Consider the following 25,663-nt stretch of genomic DNA (forward strand, 5'->3'; position numbering starts at 1 on the left):
CTGCTTTTTAAGTGATTTTATTATCATTCAGATAATATGGAATACAAGTTATTTTGCCTGTTTATAACGTAACTGAGTTTGGGGTCGCCACTTTTAGATATGTCAAGCTCGACCGTTTTAACCCCGCTAAATTTCCTCATATTAAGCACTTCATTACCTAACGCATCAATAACCATGCTATCACCACAAAATTTCAAATCATTTTCTATACCTAATCGGTTACAAATGACTACTGGAATTTCATTTTCCATTGCCCTTGATTTAGCATATATATAATGAAATTCTTCATAAGGATCCATATTCGCATTGATTATGATAATTAAATCTGCTTCCATCAATTTAAGTGCTCTTGCTATTTCAGGAAATTCCACGTCAAAACAAATCATAAGACCAATTTTACCTAATGAAGTATTGATAACTTTAAATTGAGAACCAGCAACAAAGTACTTTTTTTCATCGTGAAATAAATGTGTTTTTCTGTATACGCCCAAAAGCTCTCCAAATGAATTTATAATAGCTGATGAAATATAATATTGATTATCATCTCCCTTTTCAGCAAATCCGAATACTGTATATATCGAATTGTTTTTGCAGTATTGTTTGATTGCATTAATGCTTGGCCCATCTATCCTCTCCGCCAAATTTTCCACTTCATCCCCCACAGAATAACCAGTTAAAAACAGCTCTGGGAAGACAACAATCTGTGATTGCTCTTCTTTTGCCTTTAGAAAACCCTTTTTCATTAAGTTAAGATTAAATGACTTATCTCCTAACTTTGGTGTTTCCTGAGCTAAAGATATTTTTATTTGTTTCAATATAAAACCTCCTTGTAATTTACTTATATGCTATAAGTCTATTTAATAGGACTTATACATTATTAAAATATGTTTTATAAAAGTTTTATAAATCATCTTATGCATTCGTAGACATTTTTATTTCAGGATATTTTTGTAAGTCGAATAGGAGATGACGGATAACACCGACATATTTATACTTTAGAATCATTTGAAGATATGGAAAAAGGGGACATTTTACAAGTTGTAGCAGACTGCCCAGCTTCAGTTAAAAATGTGCCTGAAGAAGTTGTGAAACACGGGTATAAACTCATGAAAGATCCAGAGAAAAAGGGCCGGGATTTGTACTTCTATTTTTTAGCAGGGTAAATAGGCTTTTCAGTTTATTATTTCATAAAAATAAGGTATACTAACATTAGAAATTCATAATATAATAAAAGACCACCCATGCTGTAAATGGATGGTCTATCGTGTAATAGCCCTTCAAAGGGGCGACTCGCAAAATAGAGTTGAAAATAACTACCCTATTCGCTTGACAGGCACAAGGGTGGTTATTTTCTTTTTTCTGACAATACGGCAACGATAAGTGCTCCAAAAGTGAGCATTATAATCATTGACTGTCGAGTAAACATACACCTCACGATGCATGCTCCTCATACCATTATTCACATAATAAGTCATCTCGAAAAGTAGTCATTACCCTTGGTCTTATTATGGGGTGTTTCTTTAGCACTTTATTAAAGTTTCCCCATGTGTAGCTTCTTCTTTGACTTCTCCTGTTTAGCCATTTGAACATCAATTGGATAACGTCTTCTCTGAACCTTGCAACCATTTTGGAGTTACCAGCGACACAGTAATAGTTGTAGTAACCTCGCAATATACGATTTAGCTTATCGATTAGTACTTTTGTATCAGCCACATATACCGCTTTCTTAAACCACATTTTCAATCCTTTTAGTTTATCCTTGTATTTCTTGGCGCTTGTTTTGACCTCTACTGTAAAATACCCATTTCGTGCTATTTTACAATAGTGTGTGAAGCCTAGGAAATCAAAAGTTTCTGGTTTATTTCTCCTGTGTGGTAACTTTTCATTGGCATATTTCCCAAATGCAATTGTTTTTGTTTTATTCTCCGCAAGTTCTAGGCCGAATTTATTCATTCTTTCTTTTAGGCTTTTGAGAAATCTTCTACTGTCTCCTTGATATTTAAAACAGCACACAAAATCATCGGCATATCTTATAATTTCGCATGCGCCATCACTTACATGCTTCACTCGATATTCAAACCATAAATCTAGTACATAGTGTAGATATATATTAGAAAGTATTGGGGACACTATCGATCCCTGTGGCATTCCTTTTGTAGTGAATACAAATTTATCGTCCTCTATGATTCCGGCATTTAGCATCTTCTTGATAAGCTTGATTATGTTTGGGTCTTTTATTCTATGTTTTATAAATTCTATGACCCAGTTGTGGTCTACGTTATTGAAGAACCCTTTTATATCTGCATCTACAATGTGATTTATAGGTTTATAGCGTATAACCGTATTTAGCTTCCTGAGTGCATGATGACAGCTACGTTTGGGTCTAAACCCATATGAGCTATCAAGAAAGTTCGGCTCATAAATGGCTTCCAAGATTTTACTTAACCCTAGTTGAACCAACTTATCTTCAAAACATGGTATTCCTAATGGTCTAAAGTCTCTATTTCCCTTCGGAATATACGTGCGTTTAGCTGGTTGTGGTTTATATTGGTTTGTTTTCAATTTTTCCACTAAGATTTCGATATTTTCATTTAAGTTCGTTTCGTATTCATCTTTGGTAACTCTGTCAATGCCATACGCCTTATATCTGTCCACTTCTGCAAAACATCGTTTGAGCATTTCTTCATTCAGTAAGTGATATAGAGATGTAAAGGCTTGATTCTTGTTTTGAGCTGATTTATTAGCTATCCTATTTAATTGCGTTCCCACATATCCCCTGCCCCTGTGTACAGTATGTGTTTCCTGTAAATAGGTCAATGTTATGTAACCTCCTTTTCTCCTCTAGAATTACCTAGTATCATCAATACTATGAGGTTATCCGACTCCCACTGGGCCATTTGATGTCCTTCCTTTGTATCGGTTGTATATCATACTCTAAAAAAAAAATAGAGAGCCTAGTGGGTCTCGCAGGTTTCCACTTATTCATTGTGTATCATGCTTGGCTCTTAGACCCCTGAAAAGTTATTTCATCCTTGCTGATAGGCGTTTGAAATAATGTTGCTTTCCCACTATTCGAATTGGTCAGCCTTTCCGATTGACATTAAGAGGCTCAATCACATTCAAGCCTAATACCTAACTGTCTACGCTTAAACATTAGAATTGCTCCTAATGCTCCAAGACTCGCTACTGATTTCTCAGCCAGATTTATCAGATGGGATTTCCACCCATTAAAATAAGTGCAATTGCCTGCACGCACCAAATACTGTCATCAAGCATCACCTCCTTTCCTTGAAATGAAAAAGGAAAGAAAGCGAGCCACCACCCATGAAAGCCTTATTACACTATTTCTAGTGTACCACACACGAACATTTGTTTCTATTAATTTCCACCTATACAATCTTTTTATCCCCAGTAAAGTAAAATTCTACAAATGCAAATGAATTCCTTTTGATGCTAGGTTGCTTAAGCATTCTTCCATATAAGCATCATCATGCTCCGGATAGATCGGAAAACGCCTATCTTCTTCAAAAATTTCATCTTTTTTGTACATAGGACAAATTTTGCCGCGATATGCCGGATCTTCCCATAAAGGATCGTTGCGATAACCGCGATTTTTCATTTCATTTATCACCTTCATATGATACTGATACAATTTATAAGGCGAATGCTGAAACACATAATTAACAGTTGCATGTTTTTTATTCCATCCGTGGCCGCGCAGTGCACAACATTCCCGGTGCTGCCCTAGTAACTGCTGCCTCGGCAATTTAGGAATAAGCAATTCATGCCATAAACGCATTTCGTTCACCTACTTTCTCCTGTATTTTACAAAGTAATATCTGTTAGAACGGGATGGACAACCCATGAAAATTAGCTGTATAGTAAGATTTTACCCTAGCCCTCTTCGATTAATAATAAAATGATAAAACTAAAATTAGGTATACCACTATGCTATACATGGATGGTCAGCTAGTCTTTCAAGGGACGGATCGCAAAACAGAACTGAAAATTGCTTAATATGCTCCCCTTAAAGTAGACAGATTAAAAAATAAAAATCTGTTTATTTTAAGGGGAGTATTTTCATAAGCAAAAAAGAAGTAGACCTTTAAAGGTAAAAATTATAACTTCTCTTATTATCATAATGAATAATATTACTTCCTAAATTGCAATATTAAATGCAACACTTTATGTGAAACCACTATATAAGATTTGTATGTCTATTTGTTGATTGTGTGGCCTAGGCCACACAATCAACAAATTGCGCGAAATTTTCCTCCGGGGTCTCGTAGTTTAATATTTTCCGGGGGAATGTGTTCATCCAATTGGTGACTTCTGTAATGTGCTGGTCGGAGTATGCATGAATCGGTTGCCCTTTCTTTATAAAGCGTCTGAGCAGTCCATTATGGCGTTCATTCGTCCCTCTTTCCCAAGATGCATATGGATGCGCAAAATAAACATCTATTTCCTTTACTCCTCCTTGCTCGCTAAGTTCACTAAATTCGGCCCCGTTATCAGCTGTTATGCTTTTAAAAATTTGTTGAACATCTGGATATTCCTGAAATATACCTTGTATAGCATGCTGGCGCACTCTTACTTGATATGCGTTGGACAATGGCCATGCGCGTCTTTCTTTCTACAAGCGTTAGGAGTGCTTGATCTTTAGATTTGTGACCAAGAACGGTATCGATTTCCCAATGACCAAATTCCTCACGAGCTTCAATTGATTTGGGTCTTTCTTCGATGCTGGTACCAAGGATTTTCTTATTATTCCTTGATTTTGAAGACTTTGTATTTCTTCGTAGTTTCAAAACCAAATCTATATTTTTCACTTTTAAATCACCGTTATCAATCCAGTTATATAGCGTTTTAGTGCAAGGTATGGAATTGAATTTATTTTCCTTTTTTGCATGACCAACAACAACATCAGGTGACCAATCGTCTTTCAGTATTTTTTCTTCTGCGTATGAAATGAAATCCCAGGAAGCCATCAAGATGGTGGGAGCACCACAGTTCTTTCGATTTCCCTCGTATACTCGCACACCGGCATCTGGGAAGTATTTCTTGTAAGGTTGGCGATTGGTATCAAGTTGCTCAACTGTACCTCGTTTTAGTTCACGTGATATGGTACTATGATCTCGCCCGATTTTATTTGCGATATCCCTTAAAGAAAGCCCTTGTTCCGAGTACGCAGCTATTTGTCCTCTTTCAATTTCAGTTAAATGTGTATAGCATCGTTTTTCCGTGTTAGAATGAGAGTGAGTCATCGTGAATTACCTCCGTATGTTTATGGTCTTAGTCAACTTTAACTATACGTGGTTTCACGATGGCTTTCTATTTATTCAGCTGTTGCATTTCATTTTACAATGAAGCAATAATATTACTTTACTAAAAATTCATAAATATAGGATTTATCAGTTGAAATTGATTTGTAAAGCATTTATATTGAAGAAAAGAAGGAGATGAGATCAGTGGCTGATTGGCTTACAAGCTTGCAGACAGACACACCACAAGAAGGTTTTGAGTTGGCTATTACACTTGCAAGAAAGGGTGTGGCATATACACAAACCTCAGCAGAAACACGTGAAAAACTCAGACCGGTTTATGCGGATGATGCAGACAGCCTTACCATGGCTTCTCAAGTAATTGCCATCCATTATCAAACGGTTGCCGCCGCAAATAATTATTGGAAGTAGTATTACAAAAAAAGGCCGTATCAACCAAAAACATGATAGATTACATACGGTTGAAATGGCCTTTATAGTAATTGTGATACTGTTCATTAATTTTAAGGTAATATATTTTTGATATATACTCTATTCTTCATGCTTAAAATCATCGTTCCATTCAAATATGATTTCAAATATCTGCTTTCTTCTCCATTTTAAAAACCTGGGTGAAAATTTCACTTCATTTTTGCAAGCTTTTTATCCCCTTGATTGTTTTTCAAAAACACATAGAAAGATGCGCCGAATATAGCAATATAGCCAATAATGCTCCACATATCTGGAATCTGTCCGAACAGTACGATACTGATTAGTGCAGAATATACAACAGTGGAATAGAAAAAGATCGATATCTCTTTAGCAGGAGCGTATTTATAAGCAACTGTTATACCAAATTGTCCTACTGTTGCAAACACCCCTGCAGCTAAGAGGTAAATCCATTGCTTTAAAGTCATCGGTTCATAAAAAAGCACGACAAACGGTAGCAGACCCATCGTCGTAAAAAAAGAAAAATAAAAAACAACCGTATAAAATTGTTCTTTATTTCCGAGCACTCGCAGGACTGTATAGGCACCTGCAGCAAAAAAGGCAGATAGAAATCCGAGTAAATACGGAACAACTTCCACGTTGAAAGCAGGCTTTATAATAAAAAAGGTACCGATAAAAGCGATCACAATTGCAATAACTTGAAATCGTCTTACATGCTCTTTCAGAAAGAGAGCTGCAAAAATCATCGTTAAAAACGGGCTCATTTTGTTAAGCATATCCGCATCCGAAAGAACGAGGTGATCAATAGCATAAAAATTTAAAAGGATTCCAACTGCACCAAGTGCAGAGCGCAGCAATAAAAACTTTTGGTTTTCCTTCTTGCCAAACAGACGCTCTTTAAAATATTTAACAAACCCAAACGCAATGACCATCGAAACAGCATTACGGAATAATGTTTTTTGCACGGTAGGCACATCTCCTGATAGCTTCACAAACGCTGCCATAAGAGAAAACCCAAATGCCGACAATAACAATAAAATAATTCCTTTATTTCTGTCACTCACAGGCTTCTCTAACCTCCAACTCAATAAATCGTTATCACCTTCCCTATCTTAATATAAATGGTTTTATTTTGACAGAAAAGCACTTGATAGTATTTACTCAGCTCGTTTTCCATTAAAATTAGCATGCTAAAGTGTTTATTTTATATATGAAATAAGGTATACTCTAAGTAGAAAACCATACGATAATAAAAGACCGCCCATGCAGTTACATGGAACGGTCTGGCGTGTGATAGCCCTTCAAAGGGGCGACTCGCAAACGAATTAGAAATAACCACTCTATTGCTAGTCAGGCTCAAGGGTGGTTATTTTCTCTTTTCTGACAGAATAGCCACGACGACTGCTCCAAAAGTGAGCATTACAATCATTGACTCAAATACTGTCATCAGGCATCACCTCCCTTCCTTTAAAAAAGGAAAGAAAGCGAGCCACCACCCATGAAAGCCTTATCACACTGCTTAAAGTATATCACACAAGAACGTTTGTTTCTATGTGTGATTTTAAAATTTTAAAACGAGGCCTGCCGGTTGGGCAAACCTCGTTTTTTCGTCTTTACTTTTCATTTTCCGAGAATTTTTCAAGCGGTTCGGTAGCAGGGCCTGCAACAACTTCTCCTGTGGCATGAAAACGGGATCCATGGCAAGGACAGTCCCAAGTTTTATCTCCGTCATTCCAATTGACGTCACACCCCAAATGAGTGCAACTTATATTCAAGTAATGGAGTTTTCCCTCATTGTCTTTAAAGACACCAAATTTTTCTTCATCATCTTTTTCAATGATCGTCCCTTCTCCATTTTTGAGTTTTTCTATTTCTTTTGTATGCACAGAATTTCCATGGTTGCTCTCAGCGCTTTCTGTCTGTTGCAGCTCTTTGGCATCCGGTATATCTCGATGAGGATGAAACAATTCTGCATATGGATTTTCTCTTTTCATTACGAAATCTGTTAGAAGTTGCGCACCAATCGCTGCATTGGCTAGTCCCCACTTACTAAAGCCTGTTGCTACAAGGACATTTTCTTCCTCTGGATGAATTCGCCCAATCATCGGCATGCGATCTTTTGTTATCATATCATGGGAAGACCAATGGGCAACTACTTTTTGTGTGTGAAAAGTCTCCTCGGCAACTTTTAATAATGTTTGATACCGTTCAATGTCAGAACTCCCGTCTCCAACCGGGTGACTTTCCCCGCCGACAAGCATAAATTCCTTACCGTTTGATCGCATCGTACGAAACGTTCGCTTTGGATCATCACAATTGATATACATGCCATCCGGAAAGTCCTTTTCTCCTTCACATGCTAAGGCAAAAGAAATTTCCGGTTTCGTATTTTTCGCATAAAAATTGTCAGGATCATGTGCTGGATAATGAGAAGCACAAATAGCTTGGCCGCACTGAATTGTATGGCCTGAGGCTGTTTTCACTGTTACGGGGTTGCCGTCATCTACTTCGGTAACAGCTGTTTGCTCATAAATTTTTACGTTCATTTTGTCCAGTTGCTCAACAATTCCAGCTAAAAAAGCAACCGGATGAAATTCATATTGTTCATGCATCACAACTGCAGCTTCTATGTCCATATTAACCGGCATATCTGTCGTGAACTTGCCATCAATCGATAATTGTTTATATGCTTCCGCTTCTTTTTTTACATATTCTGCTTGCTTTTTGGATTGTGTGTACACGTAAGCATCTTGTTTACGCAAGTCACAATCAATGTTATGTTTCTCGGCCATTTCCTTAATGATATTAATACCTTGCATATTAGCTTGATAATATAAATGTGCTTTTTCTTTACCGTGTCTTCGAATCAATTCATCATAGATAAGGTTATGCTGTGCGCTTAATTTTGCTGTCGTAAACCCGGTCGTTCCATGCAACAATTCACGTGCCTCCACTAAAGCAACGCGTTTATTCGTTTTCGCTAATTCATAAGCAGTCATAATACCAGCGATGCCTCCACCTATGATGGCAACATCGACGCCAAGATTTTGGTCAAGTTTAGGGAAATTTGGCACCTCTTGCGTCTGATGCCAAAATGACGCCGTACTTTCAGGTAATTTCGCTTCAGACATCTTTAAAACCCTCCTACATGTTTTATTCGTCTATTCCCATACTGTTGTGCGAATAAAACATGAGAGGGTTCATAAAAAATTAAAATTTTTAATGTTGTTGGATTATCGGTGTGGGGTGGCAAATGGTTTGAATACCTACTCCCCTATCAACGGATTTCCTGCATTATCAACCATAGTGACTGCTTCATCAAGAACTTCTTGGGGTACAATAATTTCATTATGTTCATTATATTCATCTACTGTCACAGCGCCATCGATTCCAACGAAATATCCTAAGTCACCGTCTGATACTTGCCCTTCGTAATGGATATTATAATATTTTACATAAAACGTGTCTTTATCAATGGTGATCTTATAGGAATTGATCACATCTTCCAGTTCCATCGGAAATTCTTTGCCTATTTTTTGCAACATCTCGACTGCTCCACCGTATACAGATGTCATAAACTGATCATAAGCTCCTGAAAAAGTAAGCACGTATTCGTTCCCATCCTCCGACACTTCAAAATTCGAACTAAACGCTAAATGATTATCAAGAGTTGCTTCAACGACAAAAGGTGAAGGTTGCTGGGACCCATTCGGATTGGGAATCGTACCCCAAGCTACATCGTGAACGGATGAATGAATATAATGAGAATCTGGCAACTCATAAACTTCCGATATAATTGGCTCATTACTATTACTTTGAATTTCGAGGGCAAAATGCTTTGAATACGGTTCTTGCAGAAGCATCGTCATATCTATCGTTTTTTCCTCAATCACTTCTCTATCATCGATTTTTTCATGGATATCCATACTTGCGTTCATATGAACACTTGTCAGTTCAGACATCGCTTCAAATGACTTTTGTAAAATATGTGCAGCATCAACTTCACTGTCATCCTGTACGTCAGGCGCAACTGCTGCTTCTGACTCTTCATTTGCATCTGATTCTTCTGCTTCCCCCGTATCCTCTTTTTCTCCTGACTCATTATCTTCTTCAAGTGCAACCACTGCTTCTTCCTCTGGCTCAGCCTTAATTCCTTCTGTACCGTCCGTCGATTCATTTTGACCACATGCCGCTAAAAGCCATGCAAAAAACAGACATACAATTACCTTTTTCAAGTTGGTTCCCCTCTCTCTTGTTCCTCAATACTTTAAAAAATAATGAACACTTCTACAAAACAGACTGGATGCACTTTCTTATTATTTCATAAGGAGAAACAGTGGTTTCTTATAATGAGAATTGCTACAGTAATAAGCTCATTGCAGAATCACAATCTTTTTTTATGCCTTTACTTCGAAGGTAAACCATAAGTGATCGAGGCACTTTTCTCTTCAAGAGTACCTATATTGAATGAAAAGTATTCCGGTTCGTCGGATCCTGAGTCTCCTGCACCTAGCATATAACGCTTGCTACCATCCATTTCCGTTATATTTTCCAAATTGATCTCCAAACCTTTACTTTCAGCATAGTCTTTTACCGCATTATATACACTTTCAGAATCCTCTTTAAATGTAAATTGAACCGAATAGGAAGTTATATCATCCTCCGTTATTGTAGACGCCATTTGTAATGCAGCACTATCGGGAATCGGAAAATCCGTTGGAAAGCCTTCGGGGATTTCCGTACCTTCTCCTGACTTTGATTCGAACTGTCCGTCATCTGTATCCATTTTCATCGTCATATTTCCTTCTTCATCAGATTCAATGCTCATACCGCCTTCTTCGCCATCTGTTCCTTCTACATCAACGTTGACTTTGCCATCTTTTAAATCTCCAACATCAATCGTTGTCTTTTCCCCGTCTTCCCCGTCAATAGTGAATTTTCCGCATCCCATGAGTAATACTCCTAAAACACCTATCATCAACAGCTTCATTGCATATCGCTTCATTATCTTGCATCCTCCTTTTTAATGCTCTAATCAGCTCCCTACATTATAAAGACACAAGGTTAACTCAACGTTAACTAATAAGAAATAGTTTTTTGGACCAGAAAACTTCATTCGTAATTATTTTCCAAAACCTACCTTCCCCCGAATATGTACATACACTTGATGAAAAAAAGACCTCCCGTAAGTTAAGGAAGCTTGTAATTAAACAATTTAAGATCGGATTAAAAAAATGCATAACAAAACAAAATAGCTCCAACCACCAAAAATACAGATGATTGAAGCCATTATAATGTAAACTGTCTCAATTCAGCTCTTTATTTTCTATCTATTTCAGCCACTCACTTTTGATAACAACCTTACTTATCAGCCGTTTTAACAGATACTCCTTCTTCTGCAAACACTTCCTTAGCAACTTTTAACGCATTGAGTACGCTCGGAAATCCGGTATACGGAATGAGGTGCATGATGCAACCGACAATCTCTTTCGGTGTCAAGCCTACGGAAAGTCCAGTTTTCACATGCATGCCAATCTGCGGTTTACCTTGAGCCACAAGGGCTGTGATCGTAGTAAGTACTTTTTGCTTGTTATCCAGTCCCGGACGTGCGTAAATGTCTCCAAAAGCAAACTCAACAACATATTTGCTTAAGTCCGGAGCGATATCTTTAAATGCTTCACCTATGTCCATAAAGCCAGTTGGGTTTTCATCGTCTGCTTGTGTCAGCTCCTGGATTTTATCTATCCCTTTTTGATAACGATCTTCTGCCATGTTAAAATCCCCCTTGATTTAATTGTTTTCCATTTTGATTCATAAAATGATTAGAATCATCCCGAGAAATTCCATACTCCATAAAGCCCCAATGACCTTAAAAACTATGCTAGCATATAACTTTCGTAAAGATAAGTAAAATGACTAATGGACGATTTCAAGGCTGCGCTCTGTTAAACAATCGGTTATTTGTAGCATAGAATACATTATTCTTATAATATAGGGGGATTTAAAAAATGATACAATTTAACGGATTTCAAGGAACAGTAACAGCGATACACGACCTAGAGTCAGGAGATTACGGGAAAGGATGCGTAAAAATGGTATCTTTGCAAAACGAAGAAGGTGCACAAGTGAATTTCATTTTATCGCCTGACACCTATGTCGTTAATCAGGAAACGATTACCTTAGGCGACATCGTGACGGGATATTATGATGCAAATGCACCCGCTATTCTAATTTATCCGCCACAATATCCAGCGCTTGTGATGGTTAAAGAACGTGTCAACCTCAATGTAAAAGTAAGCTACTTTGATAATAATCTTCTAAGTCAAGACGGCCAACTAAAAATAAACATACATCCCAATACACAAATCATTACAACAAACGGTCAAATATTCACCGGTACGCTCACTAACCGAAACCTAATCGTCATTTACGGACCTTCTACGAAAAGCATCCCTGCACAAACGACACCTTATCAAGTTAGTGTGTTATGCTCTTATAATCGTTAAGCACTGCACGCACTTCATCGGTAGATTCTGTCATCATTAATTGATTCCTTAACTCACTCGCACCCGGAAAGCCTTTGACATATACCTTAAAAAAACGACGAAGTGGCTTAAATGGACGCGGATCCAATTCTTGTGAATATTTATCATGCAGGTCAAGCTGCAGCTTTAAAAGATCGAGCAATTCCTCGCTGGAATGATCCCTTGGTTGTTTTTCAAAGGCGAAAGGGTTCTTAAAAACACCTCGTCCAATCATAACCCCGTCAACACCATATTGATTTACAAGTTCCATACCAGTTTGCCGGTCAGGTATATCTCCATTAATCGTCAAAAGCGTATCTGGTGCAATATCATCGCGAAGTTTTTTAATCTCCGGAATGAGCTCCCAATGAGCATCTACATTGCTCATTTCTTTTTTTGTGCGAAGGTGAATGGAAAGATTAACGATGTCTTGCTCCAATATGTGCGTTAACCATTCACGCCACTCATCCACACGAGTATATCCAAGTCTTGTTTTCACACTTACAGGCAACCCCCCAGCTTTTGCTGCCTGTACGATGTTTGCTGCTGTTTCAGGGTGACGAATCAATCCGCTTCCTTTACCTTGTGATGCCACATTCGCTACAGGGCACCCCATATTGATATCCACCCCTTTAAATCCCATCTCTGCCATTCCAATACTCATTTCTCGAAAGTGATCCGGTTTATCACCCCATATATGTGCAACAATCGGTTGTTCATCTTCTGTAAAAGTCAAACGTCCGCGCACACTAAAAATACCTTCCGGGTGGCAAAAACTCTCCGTGTTAGTAAACTCTGTAAAGAAAACATCCGGCCTGGCTGCTTCACTAATTACATGACGAAAAACGACATTCGTTACATCTTCCATTGGTGCCAGTATAAAAAACGGTCGTGGTAGATCACGCCAAAAATTACTTTTCATATTCAAACGCTATCCTTTCATATGGGATACCAGAATAAATGATGATCCCGAACCCTTTATGTGAAACCAAAGATTTATTGGATTAAATTTAAAAATCATAATGTCCTTAAAAAAGTAGCTTCTCATTTGCTATTTTACTTTTTAACAAAACGAGTGAACTTATTCCCATGAACAACTGTACCATTTTCTAGCCATTTTCGGAACTCAAATTTATCGAAGCATGAATAGTTTACATTATAAGTGGAAGATATTCCGTACAAAAGTTTATTAAACTTACGAAAGGAACTTCTTGCCGGGCTTTTTTATTATTGTTTCTAACTTTATGACAAGCGTCGCACTGCCTGTGATGCGCGTTTCTATCCCTGGTACACCAGCAGCATCACTATTGCTTTTATGGTTTCAACACTAATGAAGCATTACTTTTGAATTCGTTCTATTCTTAACGTAAAGTTAAATTAGTATAAATACACAACTATTACTCAAAGGAGACATTGAAAATGAATTGGAAGGAAATTACGACAATCGAAGAATGGGACGAGATTTTAAACAATTCGACCAGTAAAGATCAAATCATTCTTAAGCACAGCACTACATGTCCAGTCAGTACGAATGCTCTAGATGAATACAATGCTTATTTAGAAGATCAGCCGAACGAAAATATAGATTATACGTTAGTGAAGGTGAGAGAATCACGTCCTGTTTCCAACAAAATTGAAGAGGACTTAGGCGTTAAACACGAATCTCCACAAATCATTTATATAAAAGATCAAAAGAAATATTGGTCTACTACACATTGGTCCATTACAAAGGCTCATATGAAGGCAGTAATTGACTAAGTGCAATCTAACCTACAGTACAATATTTTCAAAGAAGCAACTATTCGCTATGATTGCTTCTTTGAAAATTTTTGTTTTAATGGATAATATAGTGGAAAAATAACAGGTAAATTATCATTCTCGTATTCAGGATCAGTGATGAACTTCCTCGCTACACGGCAGCTATTGGAATTGCAAATATGTTTTTAAATTAATATTTATCTTAGCGTTTAACTGCTTAACAAACGGGTAATTAGTAATTAAAAGTAATCAAAATAATTTGAAATCTTCATGCCATTTTAGGCGTGAATAATGTTATGTTAAGATTTTTGAAGTCTATTTAATAATATAGGTTCAGTAGCAATTAATTATTAGGGAAGATCCTTTTTTTAAAAGTAAATTTTTGTATAGGTATTATAGGAAAGTAATAAAAATTAGCGGGAGGTCAAATGTGAAGAAATTAACAGCAACGTTATTAGCAGTAATATTAGGGATGGTGCTCACTGCATGTAGTTCGACGAATGATACTAGCGAAGGTGAAAATGGTGAAACGGAACTTAAGCTAGATGAGATTATCGGAATTGAGCCAGGTTCCGGTACGATGAATATGGCAGAAGAGACGGTTGAAGAATATAATCTGGATATGGAATTAATCCCTAGTTCAGAACCAGCGATGATAACAGAACTAGAACAAGCAATTAGCGAAGAAAAGCCGATTGTTGTTACACTATGGCAACCACATTGGACGTTTGATGAATATGATTTGAAGATTTTGGACGATCCTAAAGAAATAATAGGTGTAGAACAACAAATACACACTATTGTTCGTCAAGGTCTAGAAGAGGAACACCCATCGGCATACCAATTCTTGGATAACTTTCATTGGGAAGTAGACGACATGAACACAGTGATGGCAATGTTCGGACAAGATGATGATGTTAAACCTCGCGATGCCGCTGAAGTGTGGATTGAAGAAAACCGGGAAAAAGCTGATTCTTGGATGGAAGGAATTGAACCTGTTGAGAATGAGTCAATTAAATTAGCATATATTGAGTGGGATACAGAGCTTTCATCAACGAATGTCGTTGCACTTTTGCTTGAAGAAATAGGTTATGATGTCGACTTAACACCCCTTGATATGGGCATTGCATTTGAATCTATAGCCCAAGGAGAAGTCGACGGAACGTTAATTGCATGGCTTCCTGGTGGAGCGTCTACATATATGGAGCAATATGAGGGTGATATTGATGATCTAGGACCAAATTTGGAGGGCGCCAAACAAGGTTTCGTTGTACCAGCATATATGGATATAGACAGCAATGAGGACTTACCAACAAAATAATGATTACAGCGACCGAAAAATGAGAGCGAATCATCTTAAGCACAGTACTACATTTCCAGTCAGTACAAATGCTATAGATGAATATAATGCATATTTAGAAGATCTTCCGAACGCAAATATATATTATACGTTAGTGAAGGTGAGAGAATCACGTCCTGTTTCCAACAAAATTGAAAAGGACTTAGGCGTTAAACACGAATATGCTGCGGTGGCAGAGCCAGATTCCGTAATATCTGGCTCTCTGTCCCATCATATTATCCACATAGGCTATTCGTAACATGACAAATACACGCACCATCTTTTAATTAAACACAATTGATTTTTGGATACAAAAAGAATTTATATTACTTATATTATTTGTTCAGTTTACTGAGTAAATTCAAAGTTGATACAGTCTGTCAATCGTCATCTTTCCCCTTTTCCTGTGATGCTTCGTTTCTATTATTTGTTGCTTCATTGTCTTTTTGCTTACCTTTAGTAATTTCATAATACTTATCCGCTCCCAAGCCACCTTCATCAATCATCCGTGAAATATCCTTCGTCCGCATTTCATTTTTCTTCTTGATTTTCAAACGCTCCTTATCGGACATTTGAAGTCACCTCCCTTAACAAAGGCTGTTGGTATTATCCAAATTTTATCATATTTACAGGTTTATTACATCGTTGTGTTTCGAAATATTCCATTTTATCATGGAAGAAAAAAGCTTACTCACCGCCACCGTTTGCCGCTTGTTCAACTGGTACATCTTGGTGCAGTCTGTTACATTAAAAATATCGACGAACCTCATATTTTAAATTCTTATTAGCAACATCATGCCATATTACATTTAGAAGAAGAAATTCAAATAAATGAATGAAAAAGTGTAAGCTATTTTAATAATGCAAAAGAGAGTTGATAAATCTTGGTGAAAAAGGAAAGGGTTATTACATTACATGAACTTAAAATGAATTATGGCAATCACCAAGTTTTGAAAGGAATTAATTTGAATGTGTATCGTGGAGATATTGTCGGTTATATAGGTTCTAATGGAGCTGGTAAAAGTACAACAATTAAGATTATTCTTGGCTTATTGGATGGTTATACAGGAATGGTAGAAATCTTTGGCAAGCCGCTTCAGAAAGATAACTTAGAATATAAAAGAAGAATAGGGTATGTCCCCGAAAGTGCCAACATGTATGAACAGTTAACATCCAGTGAATATTTATCCTTCATTGGGACGCTATATGGGATAAATGAAAAAACAGCACGGGAAAAGGCATACCAATTACTACGTTTACTAAACATGGAAAAAGCGTTTCATCAACGTATAGACAGTTTTTCCAAAGGGATGCGTCAAAAAGTACTTATCGTATCAAGTTTACTGCATAACCCTGACATTATACTTATGGATGAACCATTAAATGGCCTTGACACAAATAGTGCTTCTATTATTAAGCAAATTTTTAAAAGATTAGCTGATAAAGGGAAAACAATCTTTTTTTCCTCCCATATTATGGAGGTTGTCGAGAATATGAGTGATCGAATTATTTTACTTTCCGATGGGAAAATTGCTGCGGACGGAGACTTTACTGAATTAAAAAGTGGGAGTGGTCTAGGATCTCTAGAGGAAATTTTTAATCAAATGACAGGCTTTAATAATCAAGCGATTATTGTAAACGATTTTGTGGACTACGTATTAAATGCAGACACAGGGAAATCGCAAAATGCCTAATTTCCGTGTACTAAAGATGCTGGATATTTTCCAAGCCTTATTTGAGAAGTTTAATATTAATTATCCAATACTACGGCACATTCTCGCTATTAAATTATTAATGGATCAAAGGCGTGTACCGACGATTTTCGAGGATACAAAAGATGAGAAGAAAAGCTCGTTTATTAAGTCTCTTTGGATATACGTCTTGTACGGGTTTATTTTAGTGTTTTTTCTATTCGGAAATGTGTATATGCTGCAAATGAGTATCATATTTGGTATCGCCTTATTTATTTTAATGACCGCGCTGATTGCTGACTTTTCACCTGTGATGCTGGATGTTCGAGACAGAACAATTATCGGCACTAAACCAATTGATAACCGAACAATTGGTGTGGCAAAATTTATTCATGTATTAATTTACATGATACAACTTACGGGTGCTTTTACCATCATTCCGATTATTTTCATGCTTTTTGTACAAGGCATTGTTTTTACAATGCTATTTATAGTCATGCTCGTTTTATTTATGTTATTTATTATCGCACTTACTTCACTGACATATATATTTGTACTGAAATTATTCAGTGGGGAACAATTGAAGAGTATGATCAATTACATTCAAATTATTTTTGCTATAGGGATTATTATTGGGTATCAAATCATTATTCGTGCCTATGGGGTTATTGATTTAAATGCTGCTTATTTGCTTAAATGGTGGCATATATTACTTCCACCAATGTGGTTCGCAGCCCCTTTTGAACTAATTATAAATAAAAACATCAGTACAGAAATTATCGTTTTATCTCTTTTATCAGCGATTGTTCCTGTAATCACATTTGCCCTGTATTATTGGTTCATTCCTGCTTTTGAAAGCAATTTACAAAAGTTACTTGAAACAGCGAGTAGCAAAAAGAGAAAGAAATTTTCTGCTGAAAGCCTTTGGAAAGGCTTATTATGCAGAACCGAGAAAAGTCGCGCTTATTTTCAATTCGTTTATAAAATAGTTGATCGTGAACGGGAATTTAAATTAAAAGTGTACCCATCGCTCGGAATTGGACTTGTATTACCTTTTATTTTCATCTTTTCTGAAGTAGGGTTTCGTACATTTGCCGAGGTCGCAGCAAGTAACCTATATTTATGTATTTATTTGATGCACATTTTTATAGGAGTTGCTATTTACACATTTCAGTTTTCTGGCAATTTTAAAGGGGCTTGGATTTTTACTGCCGTATCAACAGGTGACACGATTTCACCCCAATTATATGGGGCAGTGATGAAAGTATTTTTAGCGAAGTTGTATTTCCCTATGTTTATTCTAGTCGGCATTCCATATTATTTTCTCTTTGACAAACTTCATGTCATCGATTTAACAATTGTATTTGTCAGTGCAGTTGTACAAGCATTACTTTCCTATCAAATGACTGTAGAAAGCAAATATCCTTTTTCATTGCCTTTTGACCGATCCGATAACGAAAGTATGACGAAAGCCTTTTTGCTCATGCTTTTGACCGTCCCTTTCGTCATTTTGCATTTTCTTAGTGCATTTTTTCCATTTATTTTATATATTTACTTTGTACTCTTGTGCATCGCTGCAACTTTTCTGTGGAGGAAATCCTTTGTAAATACGAAATAACTTATTATTGTAAAGGCGGCCGATTCCTCATAAAAAATCGCTACATTCTTAACAATGAGACAGGAGAAGGAACATTTCTAACAGCTCATCTTGTTCGATTGTCCCATTTCTTATACTGTATGTCTTATGGCTAATGAATACCTCGTTTCCATATGGAATAATGAAGTCTATATCATCACCAGTGTCAAAGTTGATCGTCATTGTTCTTTTAGGCATGAAAGCCGTTTGGTCATTCCGAAGCCGCTTATATTGAAATTGATTAAAATAATTTACAAAGGCTTTAATATGCTTAGGATCCTTTGTACAACGTTGTTCCCCCGATAAATCGATCATTGAAATTTCGGTAATATTGTCCAACTGTACAGTCATTATTTCATTAAAGTCTTTTGCACTATGCTCATTATTTTGAATGCCATATACTGTGAGCTGGAAAATCGTAATAATTAGTACAGCTAGAAAGGGAATTCTAATATGCATGTCAGATCCACCTTTGCTATCTCACTTACTTCAGAGTGTCGTGTCACTTAACTCTAGCATAAAGAAACGTACGTTTACACAGTTAAAAGTTACGATATAAAGTAATTTGATGCAATGAATTAGCAACACATCACAACAGGTGGTCACATCAAAATAAAAAGTCTGCCCATTTCCCTCTTAGGCAGACTTTTCATTCAACTAATACACCCATTTTGTGTCTTGCCAGATGATAGATCGTTTAGCTTGTATAAGATAAACCATGGTGTTGTAAGCTCCTATATACTAGACGAGAGCCTGAACAGCATTTTTATTTTTAACTTTCACGGTAGGATTTACCTCTTTTTAACCTCATAAAAAAACTTTTCCCTCAAAGGGTCAACTGTTCTTTGTAGTTGGTTCTTCCGTATTCACGATTCTGTGTGCCGGCACCATTAATCGCCCCATAATATCCGAAAAATGTGGCTCCTCTACTCCAGCTTCGGTAAGCGCTTGATGCATACATTGCAACCAAGCATCCCGGCGTGCTGGTGTTATTTCAAACGGTGCATGCCGATGCGGTAGTAAGGGACGTCCCCGCTCCTGTGAATATAGCGGTGGCCCTCCAAAGAACTGTGTCAAAAATAGCCGTTGTTTTCTTGCTGATTCCTCAAGATCATCGGGGAAAATTGGCAACAGCGTTTCGTTCACACCAATATGCTTGTATAAAGAATCAATAATCCGATCAACGACAGGTTGTCCGCCAATCGTATCATAAAGTGTTTCAAGTTTAGCCAATTGCCTTCACCTTCTTTATCATAGTATCTTACCCATTATAACAACACATCTGCATGTTCTCTGTGTTATAAATCACAGGACCGGAATCCTGAACTGCACATGGATGGAAGCTATGGAATGGAATTCACTCTGAAAAGGTTCCTGGTCTGAAAAAGATCAGTCTTTTATACCTGAATTGTATAATTAAAATATATGCTATTCAATAAAGCAAATCACTTCAAATGTTTATTTTGAACAGAAAATGAGGTATACTATAAATAGAAAGTCATATGATAATAAAAGACCGCCCATGCTGGTACATGGAACGGTCTCATGTGTAAAAGCCCTTCAAGGGGGTAGCTCACATTATTTATTGGAAAAAGTAACCAACCCAAATGCTTGCTAGGCGTTCAATGGGTGGTTACTTTTTTTGTTCTGACAGTATAGCTACAGTTAATGTTGTGTACGAAATCATTATAATCAATGACTCGAATACTATCATAGTATCCACCCATGAACGCCCTAATACACTTACAATGAGTATTACAAACTGATTAGGCTTCCACATCATTTTTTATTTTAATTTCAATCAACCATTTTGTCTTGTCTTTCATATTCAAGCAAAAGCATATAAACATTACCATAATGACTTTGGTGTGTTTGCTTGAACAGTAAATACATGTGACTTTTTGAAGAAAAACTCATTGTTACACTATTATAAATACGCCTATAATTCTGCCGTTGCTAGTCCCACTTCCTAAAAAACACATCCATACTAAATTCATTATTATGTACGACGGAAGCTACTTTCCCACCCTGCTTGTGAATGAGCTGCTTGACAATATGTAATCCCAACCCAAGTTGTCCATCAGATCGGCTCGTGTCTAGCCTATATGTTCGATCAAATATGCGATGAAGTTCGGATTGGTCAAACGCATCGATGTCATTTGTTATCCTTAGCCCAACATATTCGTCTTGCTCTATGAACTTCATTGTGACATAGCTTTTGGCATAACGTAACGCATTTTGAATGATGTTCATGACAATCCGATTTGTTGCTTTTGAGTCAGCCAAAATTGGGGGGATATTACTCTCGTCTACATGTATCTTTAACTTACTTTTCTCGAAATCATCGTAGAACATGAACATCGCTTCTACAACGATTTGGTCCAAAAACTGCTTTTCCATTATCATTTGATTGTCGGATGAGTTTATTTGTGAAAGCTCATAAAATAAATCGACCATCATGGTGAGGTTGTCAATTTTCTTTTGAATAATAGACAATGATTCTTTTTTTTCTTTTTCAGATAAAGACGGATCCGTTAACAATTCGGAAAACCCCTTAATCGATGTTAAAGGGGTTCTCAAATCATGTGAGATATTTGTAATCTCTTGTTTTAATTCCTTTTCTCTTTTTTCTTTATGTTGCTGGTCTTCCTTGAATAAATGAATAAGCCGGTTGATTTTTGTAATAAAACGCTTCAAGGTTTTACTATGCGTATTTGTTCGAACCAATTCATTTGTACCGAAATTTTCAATGATAGCTTCCAGTTGATTTGTCATTTTTTTAATATCCCAATGAAAAACGAGAAGCATTCCGGTACTAATCAGCAACAGAATAATTAAAACAATAATAATCAACCAGCCCACTTCATTCACCCCTTCGCATCAATCGATATTTTGTTTGGCAAATTTCCTCGCTCCTATGAGTAAAGAAAGCACTGAGATCACGATACCGGTAACCCAATAACGATAGTCGAACCCGGCTGCCATATCCATAAAGTTCATTAGGTTTTCGTCTAATTGTGTACTTGGTGCATATTTAAAGACTTCATCTATTCCTGGAATTCCCCGCAGCAACACTCGTAATAAATCACCAGAAAATATATAGAAGAAAAATAAGATGACAACGACATACACATCTCCTACTTTTATCATTTTAAGCATATGGATCATAAAAAAGCCACTAAGCACAATTGGAAGCATATTGAAGCTGGCTATCAGGAAATTACTAATCGATTTTTCTTCACTGGCCAAAAGGTTCTCTCCCAATGCAATCATTAAAAATAGACCAATACAACATATGAACAGGAAATAACTTAAAGTTAAGATGAGCTTTGACCAAAAAATTGTACTCCTGGAAATACCAAAGGAGATCGATTGTTTAATTAGAGATATATCCTTGCCTGTGAGCGCTAAATTAAACAAGAAGGCTATAAGCAGAATGAGGATATTACTGCCAATAACATTTGCATAAAAAAAAGCGCTTGTCGCATAAGGGAAATTCTGTTCATACTCACCAAAAAGATGCAAGACAAGTGCTGCTGCAGTAATTAACAAAAGACCAATAGCACTTGTCATATAAAGTCCTTTTTTACGCAGCAAACGATAATTTTCGCTTTTCATATAATTAATCATTTTTATTCTCCCCCACTAACCCTAAGAAGTACTCCTCTAAATTCAATGCTTCTATACGAAACTCCATCACTGACACCCCATTGTCAATTAAGAGACGATTAATTTCAGGCCCATCTTCTACATAATTATGGATCGTTATGACATGATCCGGCAATGTTTTATATTCGATATCCGCATAGGTTTGTTCTAACAATCGTGCTGTTTTTGCTGGATCATCGACTTTCAGCTGAAGTTGCTTTCTGCTTTTATTGTCTAAGGCTTCTTTACTTAAATCTTCGACAATAACACCGTTTTCGATAAACAGAAAACGTTTTGCCAGCAATTGCAGCTCCGTTAAAATATGGCTGGAGACTAAAATGGTTATTTGTTTTTCTTGATTTAGCTTCAATAATAAGTTGCGAATTTCCATAATTCCTTCCGCATCCAAACCATTGATTGGCTCATCCAGTACTAAACAATCTGGACTACTTAACAAGCAAAGTGCAATACCTAGTCGTTGCTTCATTCCCATGGAGTATTCTTTAAACCGCTTCTTCTTTTGATGAGCGAGGCCTACAATTTGCAGCACCTCATAAATGCGCTTCTTCTCAACGACACCTCGCTGAATTCGAAAGTATTCCAAGTTTTGGACTGCCGTAAAATCTGGAAAAAACTCCGGTGTCTCGATCATAAAACCCATTCTTTTTTTCGTTTGTTCCATTTCCTTACCAGATTTACCAAATAAGGAAATATCCCCTGAAGTCGGCATGAGTTGTCCGGCAAGCATTTTAAAAAATGTTGATTTTCCAGCACCATTTTTACCAATTAACGCACAAATTTCCCCTTTTCTTAATGAGAAATCGAGCGGTTTGATGGCTTCCTCTGCTTTAAATAATTTTGTTAATCGATTCGTTTGAATAATGGTATCCATTTGATTGACTCCTTCACTAAAAGTCTTAATATATGTAGTATAGTTCAGGAGCTTTTAATTTCCTCTAAGCAAAACATAAAGAAATCGTAAAGAAATTACACCAACATGAAGCCTACTCCCCAAATGGTTTTTATATACTCCTCATCGGTAACCTCAGCCATTTTCCTGCGAAGATTGGAGACATGTACACTAATTGTATTGTCATCACCCAAATAAGGGCCCGTCCATATATTTTCATAAATTTTTCTTTTAGAAAAAGCGTGCTCTGGATGACTGATAAATAAAGATAAAATATCAAATTCTGCCTTTGTTAACTGCAATTCATTGTCTTCTAAAGTTACAGATTGTTTTTCCGGATTAATTTTTAGTCCGCGCCAAGATTTCACGCTCGTTTGTGATGATTGAACACTTGATTTACGTAATTGAACTTCTACCCTTGCCATTACTTCTTGCTGATTAAACGGCTTCGTTATATAATCATCTGCGCCCATTTTTAATACGTTAACTTTATCTTCTATGTCCACTTTGGCAGAGATTACAATAATCGGAATTGAACTCTTTTCCCTAATCTTGCTTATGAACTCTTCCCCGCTCATTCCCGGTAACATCAAGTCCAATATAATTAAATCATATGTATGATTCTGCAATTGCAAAATACCTTCCGTGCCAGAGTAAGCCGGAACAGCAACCTTGCCTGATTTTGTTAAAATCATGTTCAATAACTTATTAATTTCTTGATCGTCTTCAATGACTAGAATTCTTTTACCTTCAAACACCATCGTCACCCGCCTGAATAACATTATCACTGTAATTATTTTTTCCGTCTAAGTCTAATATTATCATAATAAAAATCTTGACTATAATTAAAGCGTTTCTTGAAAGTCTGTTTTGCTTTCCCGAAATCTAGTTGCATTTTTCCTAGATTGTAAAATTTAGCGAGACACACAAAAACGAGGTTTCCCATAAGGAAAACCCCGTCGTATCAAGCATTATTAAAGTAAGCAACCTGAGCTAAAACCGTAACTATGCTCATTCCACTGAAAAAAGTTCTTTCAATTCTTATCTTTGTAAAAGGACTTATTTACGCAGTTGTATTTCGATATTGATTTTTACGTCATCACCGACTACAAAACCGCCTGTTTCAAGTGCCGCGTTCCATGTTAAACCAAAGTCTTTACGGCTGATCTTCGTGTGGCCTGTAAATCCGGCAGCTTCATCTCCACTCATTGGATCTTTAGCCACACCTTCGAAAGTAATATCAAATGTTACTGGTTTTGTTGTGCCTCTAATTGTAAAATCACCAGTCATATCATAGTGATCTTCAGACTTTTTCTCAATGTTTGTTGCTTTAAATGTTAAAATCGGATGATTCTCCACATCGAAGAAGTCGGCGGAGCGTAAATGATCGTCTCTATCCGACATGCGTGTGTCAACACTGTTTGCGTCAATTTTAAAATCAACGGATGCATCTGTTAAGTCATTGGGATCTCCTTCAACAGTACCCTCAAAATCGTTAAAAGTCCCTTTAACGTTCGATATCATCATATGTTTTACTGTAAATCCTATTGTACTGTGTACCTTGTCAACGTTCCATATTGCTTTAGTCATGTAAATCTCCTCCAATAATTTTTAATTTATTTACTACAATTAGTTCAAAATATAAGTTAGGTTAATCTACGTAACTGCTCGTTTTCAATCAACCCCTTTAATAATTTTTTAAGTTTCTTATATATATCAATACTTTAAAAAACAGCTACTTTCCAAGCTTCACTATCCCATTTACATAGTGGGATGTTCCGAAATAGACATCCATTTCATCTGAAGTGTACGTTTTCTTCATAAATACTTTCCTCAGCTATTATTTTTTAACCAGTTTTTCGCTTCTAGAGCGACTTCCTGAGTCAGGCTGTGTCCGTTAACCCAAGCGGTTGTGACGTCGGCGCCTCTTTCTTTAAAAAGGTTGATGACTCGCTTGCTTTCGGATTCTGGAACAATTGGATCGCCTTTACCAAGTGATAGGAATATATCCACGTCACTGAAATCCTGTTTTTCTGCAACTTCTGCCGGATACAGCGGTGCGAATAAAGCCGCCTTTTTGAACGTAGTAGGGTGTTGGAGCATCATTTGTATTGCAATGTTAGATCCATTTGAGAATCCAACAAAAACGACATCTTCAAGCTGAAAATCGTATTCTTTTGATTTTTCCACAATAAACTCATAAAGTTCATTCCCGCGGAATTCTAGGTCTTCCCAGTCGTACTGACCTTCCCCGTGGCGTTTGAAATATCTGTTCATACCGTTTTCCTGCACATTTCCTCTAATGCCTAAAACGTTATACTCTGGACTAAGCAATTCAGCAAGAGAGACTAAATCTGTTTCTGTGCCACCTGTGCCATGGAGCAGTATAAATACAGGTGCTCCTTTTTTATTTTCATTATAAATATATTTCATCTATTTCTAACTC

27 protein-coding genes and 1 pseudogene are annotated in these 25,663 nt (G+C 36.7%); 8 read left to right on the top strand and 20 right to left on the bottom strand.

Annotation, left to right across the window (positions count from 1 at the left end):
- Positions 1–23: 23 nt before the first annotated feature.
- Positions 24–815 (bottom strand): carbon-nitrogen hydrolase family protein, encoded by a 792-nt coding sequence (locus ACLIBG_RS09105; RefSeq protein WP_439312454.1) that lies wholly within the window; start codon positions 813–815, stop codon positions 24–26.
- A gap of 171 nt (positions 816–986) precedes the next feature.
- On the opposite strand from ACLIBG_RS09105, the gene ACLIBG_RS09110 reads away from it, so the two are divergent.
- Positions 987–1,163 (top strand): sulfurtransferase TusA family protein, encoded by a 177-nt coding sequence (locus ACLIBG_RS09110; protein ID WP_439312498.1) that lies wholly within the window; start codon positions 987–989, stop codon positions 1,161–1,163.
- Between the two features lie 292 nt (positions 1,164–1,455).
- On the opposite strand, the gene ltrA is transcribed toward ACLIBG_RS09110, so the two are convergent.
- From ltrA to ACLIBG_RS09125, 3 genes and pseudogenes are all read right to left on the bottom strand, one after another.
- On the bottom strand, positions 1,456–2,817 hold the full coding sequence (gene ltrA / locus ACLIBG_RS09115) for a group II intron reverse transcriptase/maturase (protein WP_439312455.1): 1,362 nt from the start codon (positions 2,815–2,817) through the stop codon (positions 1,456–1,458).
- Positions 2,818–3,424: 607 nt separating this feature from the next.
- Positions 3,425–3,799 carry a TIGR02328 family protein gene (locus ACLIBG_RS09120; RefSeq protein ID WP_439312499.1) on the bottom strand — a complete coding sequence of 125 codons (375 nt, stop codon included), beginning with the start codon at positions 3,797–3,799 and terminating at the stop codon, positions 3,425–3,427.
- A 438-nt stretch (positions 3,800–4,237) separates the two neighbouring features.
- Positions 4,238–5,264, bottom strand: a pseudogene (locus ACLIBG_RS09125) (IS30 family transposase).
- A gap of 195 nt (positions 5,265–5,459) precedes the next feature.
- Between ACLIBG_RS09125 and ACLIBG_RS09130 the strand changes: the two are divergent.
- Positions 5,460–5,693, top strand: a complete 234-nt coding sequence (locus ACLIBG_RS09130; protein WP_439312456.1) for a hexameric tyrosine-coordinated heme protein — start codon at positions 5,460–5,462, stop codon at positions 5,691–5,693.
- A gap of 209 nt (positions 5,694–5,902) precedes the next feature.
- Here ACLIBG_RS09130 and ACLIBG_RS09135 read toward each other — a convergent pair whose 3' ends face one another.
- From ACLIBG_RS09135 to ACLIBG_RS09160, 6 genes are all read right to left on the bottom strand, one after another.
- Positions 5,903–6,775 (bottom strand): DMT family transporter, encoded by an 873-nt coding sequence (locus ACLIBG_RS09135; protein WP_439312457.1) that lies wholly within the window; start codon positions 6,773–6,775, stop codon positions 5,903–5,905.
- 302 nt (positions 6,776–7,077) lie between these two features.
- Positions 7,078–7,158, bottom strand: coding sequence for a putative holin-like toxin (locus ACLIBG_RS09140; RefSeq protein ID WP_439312500.1), 81 nt, complete (start codon positions 7,156–7,158; stop codon positions 7,078–7,080).
- Positions 7,159–7,324: 166 nt separating this feature from the next.
- Positions 7,325–8,842 carry an FAD-dependent oxidoreductase gene (locus ACLIBG_RS09145; protein WP_439312458.1) on the bottom strand — a complete coding sequence of 506 codons (1,518 nt, stop codon included), beginning with the start codon at positions 8,840–8,842 and terminating at the stop codon, positions 7,325–7,327.
- Positions 8,843–8,977: 135 nt separating this feature from the next.
- Positions 8,978–9,946, bottom strand: a complete 969-nt coding sequence (locus tag ACLIBG_RS09150) for a DUF6612 family protein (protein ID WP_439312459.1) — start codon at positions 9,944–9,946, stop codon at positions 8,978–8,980.
- 170 nt (positions 9,947–10,116) lie between these two features.
- Positions 10,117–10,716 (bottom strand): hypothetical protein, encoded by a 600-nt coding sequence (locus ACLIBG_RS09155; protein WP_439312460.1) that lies wholly within the window; start codon positions 10,714–10,716, stop codon positions 10,117–10,119.
- Positions 10,717–11,072: 356 nt separating this feature from the next.
- The gene (locus tag ACLIBG_RS09160; RefSeq protein WP_439312461.1) at positions 11,073–11,483 is read right to left on the bottom strand and encodes a carboxymuconolactone decarboxylase family protein; all 411 of its coding nucleotides are present in this window, start codon (positions 11,481–11,483) and stop codon (positions 11,073–11,075) included.
- A 236-nt stretch (positions 11,484–11,719) separates the two neighbouring features.
- Between ACLIBG_RS09160 and ACLIBG_RS09165 the strand changes: the two genes are divergently transcribed.
- Positions 11,720–12,217, top strand: a complete 498-nt coding sequence (locus ACLIBG_RS09165) for a hypothetical protein (RefSeq protein WP_439312462.1) — start codon at positions 11,720–11,722, stop codon at positions 12,215–12,217.
- Here ACLIBG_RS09165 and ACLIBG_RS09170 read toward each other — a convergent pair.
- Complete coding sequence (locus ACLIBG_RS09170; RefSeq protein ID WP_439312463.1) at positions 12,189–13,157, bottom strand: tRNA dihydrouridine synthase; 969 nt, start codon at positions 13,155–13,157, stop codon at positions 12,189–12,191. The two genes, ACLIBG_RS09165 and ACLIBG_RS09170, sit on opposite strands and share 29 nt — an antisense overlap.
- A gap of 497 nt (positions 13,158–13,654) precedes the next feature.
- Between ACLIBG_RS09170 and ytxJ the strand changes: the two genes are divergently transcribed.
- The 3 genes from ytxJ to ACLIBG_RS09185 all read left to right on the top strand — a co-directional run bounded on the left by ytxJ (position 13,655) and on the right by ACLIBG_RS09185 (position 15,591).
- Positions 13,655–13,993 carry a bacillithiol system redox-active protein YtxJ gene (gene ytxJ, locus ACLIBG_RS09175; protein ID WP_439312464.1) on the top strand — a complete coding sequence of 113 codons (339 nt, stop codon included), beginning with the start codon at positions 13,655–13,657 and terminating at the stop codon, positions 13,991–13,993.
- Between the two features lie 430 nt (positions 13,994–14,423).
- Positions 14,424–15,314, top strand: a complete 891-nt coding sequence (locus ACLIBG_RS09180; RefSeq protein ID WP_439312465.1) for a glycine betaine ABC transporter substrate-binding protein — start codon at positions 14,424–14,426, stop codon at positions 15,312–15,314.
- Between the two features lie 19 nt (positions 15,315–15,333).
- On the top strand, positions 15,334–15,591 hold the full coding sequence (locus ACLIBG_RS09185) for a monothiol bacilliredoxin BrxC family protein (RefSeq protein WP_439312501.1): 258 nt from the start codon (positions 15,334–15,336) through the stop codon (positions 15,589–15,591).
- 121 nt (positions 15,592–15,712) lie between these two features.
- On the opposite strand, the gene ACLIBG_RS09190 is transcribed toward ACLIBG_RS09185, so the two are convergent.
- The gene (locus ACLIBG_RS09190; protein WP_439312466.1) at positions 15,713–15,904 is read right to left on the bottom strand and encodes a hypothetical protein; all 192 of its coding nucleotides are present in this window, start codon (positions 15,902–15,904) and stop codon (positions 15,713–15,715) included.
- 315 nt (positions 15,905–16,219) lie between these two features.
- On the opposite strand from ACLIBG_RS09190, the gene ACLIBG_RS09195 reads away from it, so the two are divergent.
- Together ACLIBG_RS09195 and ACLIBG_RS09200 are read left to right on the top strand one after the other, a co-directional pair.
- Positions 16,220–17,026, top strand: coding sequence for an ABC transporter ATP-binding protein (locus ACLIBG_RS09195; protein ID WP_439312502.1), 807 nt, complete (start codon positions 16,220–16,222; stop codon positions 17,024–17,026).
- Positions 17,019–18,641, top strand: coding sequence for a hypothetical protein (locus tag ACLIBG_RS09200; protein WP_439312467.1), 1,623 nt, complete (start codon positions 17,019–17,021; stop codon positions 18,639–18,641). Before ACLIBG_RS09195 ends, ACLIBG_RS09200 begins: the two co-directional genes overlap by 8 nt.
- A gap of 48 nt (positions 18,642–18,689) precedes the next feature.
- Here ACLIBG_RS09200 and ACLIBG_RS09205 read toward each other — a convergent pair whose 3' ends face one another.
- The 8 genes from ACLIBG_RS09205 to ACLIBG_RS09240 form a co-directional block, all read right to left on the bottom strand.
- A complete protein-coding gene (locus ACLIBG_RS09205) occupies positions 18,690–19,118 on the bottom strand; it encodes a hypothetical protein (RefSeq protein WP_439312468.1) in 429 nt (142 codons plus the stop codon).
- 375 nt (positions 19,119–19,493) lie between these two features.
- Positions 19,494–19,892 carry a globin domain-containing protein gene (locus ACLIBG_RS09210; protein ID WP_439312469.1) on the bottom strand — a complete coding sequence of 133 codons (399 nt, stop codon included), beginning with the start codon at positions 19,890–19,892 and terminating at the stop codon, positions 19,494–19,496.
- A 723-nt stretch (positions 19,893–20,615) separates the two neighbouring features.
- Positions 20,616–21,521 (bottom strand): sensor histidine kinase, encoded by a 906-nt coding sequence (locus ACLIBG_RS09215; protein ID WP_439312470.1) that lies wholly within the window; start codon positions 21,519–21,521, stop codon positions 20,616–20,618.
- Between the two features lie 18 nt (positions 21,522–21,539).
- A complete protein-coding gene (locus tag ACLIBG_RS09220) occupies positions 21,540–22,289 on the bottom strand; it encodes an ABC transporter permease (protein WP_439312471.1) in 750 nt (249 codons plus the stop codon).
- A complete protein-coding gene (locus ACLIBG_RS09225) occupies positions 22,282–23,199 on the bottom strand; it encodes an ABC transporter ATP-binding protein (RefSeq protein WP_439312472.1) in 918 nt (305 codons plus the stop codon). Before ACLIBG_RS09225 ends, ACLIBG_RS09220 begins: the two co-directional genes overlap by 8 nt.
- A gap of 95 nt (positions 23,200–23,294) precedes the next feature.
- Positions 23,295–23,978 carry a response regulator transcription factor gene (locus ACLIBG_RS09230; RefSeq protein ID WP_439312473.1) on the bottom strand — a complete coding sequence of 228 codons (684 nt, stop codon included), beginning with the start codon at positions 23,976–23,978 and terminating at the stop codon, positions 23,295–23,297.
- Positions 23,979–24,276: 298 nt separating this feature from the next.
- Positions 24,277–24,807 carry a YceI family protein gene (locus ACLIBG_RS09235; RefSeq protein ID WP_439312474.1) on the bottom strand — a complete coding sequence of 177 codons (531 nt, stop codon included), beginning with the start codon at positions 24,805–24,807 and terminating at the stop codon, positions 24,277–24,279.
- Between the two features lie 243 nt (positions 24,808–25,050).
- Positions 25,051–25,650, bottom strand: a complete 600-nt coding sequence (locus tag ACLIBG_RS09240) for an alpha/beta hydrolase (protein WP_439312475.1) — start codon at positions 25,648–25,650, stop codon at positions 25,051–25,053.
- Positions 25,651–25,663: the final 13 nt, after the last annotated feature.

Source organism: Virgibacillus sp. W0181 (genome assembly GCF_051846915.1).
Lineage (GTDB): Bacteria > Bacillota > Bacilli > Bacillales > Amphibacillaceae > JBPYCR01.

What these genes read in the sequence shown, in the direction of transcription:
- ACLIBG_RS09220 (WP_439312471.1), bottom strand. Translation starts at nt 22,289, where the DNA reads ATGATTAATTATATGAAAAGCGAAAATTATCGTTTGCTGCGTAAAAAA.
- ACLIBG_RS09240 (WP_439312475.1), bottom strand. Translation starts at nt 25,650, where the DNA reads ATGAAATATATTTATAATGAAAATAAAAAAGGAGCACCTGTATTTATA.
- ACLIBG_RS09185 (WP_439312501.1), top strand. Translation starts at nt 15,334, where the DNA reads ATGAGAGCGAATCATCTTAAGCACAGTACTACATTTCCAGTCAGTACA.
- ACLIBG_RS09200 (WP_439312467.1), top strand. Translation starts at nt 17,019, where the DNA reads ATGCCTAATTTCCGTGTACTAAAGATGCTGGATATTTTCCAAGCCTTA.
- ACLIBG_RS09145 (WP_439312458.1), bottom strand. Translation starts at nt 8,842, where the DNA reads ATGTCTGAAGCGAAATTACCTGAAAGTACGGCGTCATTTTGGCATCAG.
- ytxJ (WP_439312464.1), top strand. Translation starts at nt 13,655, where the DNA reads ATGAATTGGAAGGAAATTACGACAATCGAAGAATGGGACGAGATTTTA.
- ACLIBG_RS09140 (WP_439312500.1), bottom strand. Translation starts at nt 7,158, where the DNA reads ATGACAGTATTTGAGTCAATGATTGTAATGCTCACTTTTGGAGCAGTC.
- ACLIBG_RS09160 (WP_439312461.1), bottom strand. Translation starts at nt 11,483, where the DNA reads ATGGCAGAAGATCGTTATCAAAAAGGGATAGATAAAATCCAGGAGCTG.
- ACLIBG_RS09120 (WP_439312499.1), bottom strand. Translation starts at nt 3,799, where the DNA reads ATGCGTTTATGGCATGAATTGCTTATTCCTAAATTGCCGAGGCAGCAG.
- ACLIBG_RS09170 (WP_439312463.1), bottom strand. Translation starts at nt 13,157, where the DNA reads ATGAAAAGTAATTTTTGGCGTGATCTACCACGACCGTTTTTTATACTG.
- ACLIBG_RS09205 (WP_439312468.1), bottom strand. Translation starts at nt 19,118, where the DNA reads ATGCATATTAGAATTCCCTTTCTAGCTGTACTAATTATTACGATTTTC.
- ACLIBG_RS09155 (WP_439312460.1), bottom strand. Translation starts at nt 10,716, where the DNA reads ATGAAGCGATATGCAATGAAGCTGTTGATGATAGGTGTTTTAGGAGTA.
- ACLIBG_RS09225 (WP_439312472.1), bottom strand. Translation starts at nt 23,199, where the DNA reads ATGGATACCATTATTCAAACGAATCGATTAACAAAATTATTTAAAGCA.
- ACLIBG_RS09130 (WP_439312456.1), top strand. Translation starts at nt 5,460, where the DNA reads ATGAGATCAGTGGCTGATTGGCTTACAAGCTTGCAGACAGACACACCA.
- ACLIBG_RS09165 (WP_439312462.1), top strand. Translation starts at nt 11,720, where the DNA reads ATGATACAATTTAACGGATTTCAAGGAACAGTAACAGCGATACACGAC.
- ACLIBG_RS09230 (WP_439312473.1), bottom strand. Translation starts at nt 23,978, where the DNA reads ATGGTGTTTGAAGGTAAAAGAATTCTAGTCATTGAAGACGATCAAGAA.
- ACLIBG_RS09190 (WP_439312466.1), bottom strand. Translation starts at nt 15,904, where the DNA reads ATGTCCGATAAGGAGCGTTTGAAAATCAAGAAGAAAAATGAAATGCGG.
- ACLIBG_RS09235 (WP_439312474.1), bottom strand. Translation starts at nt 24,807, where the DNA reads ATGACTAAAGCAATATGGAACGTTGACAAGGTACACAGTACAATAGGA.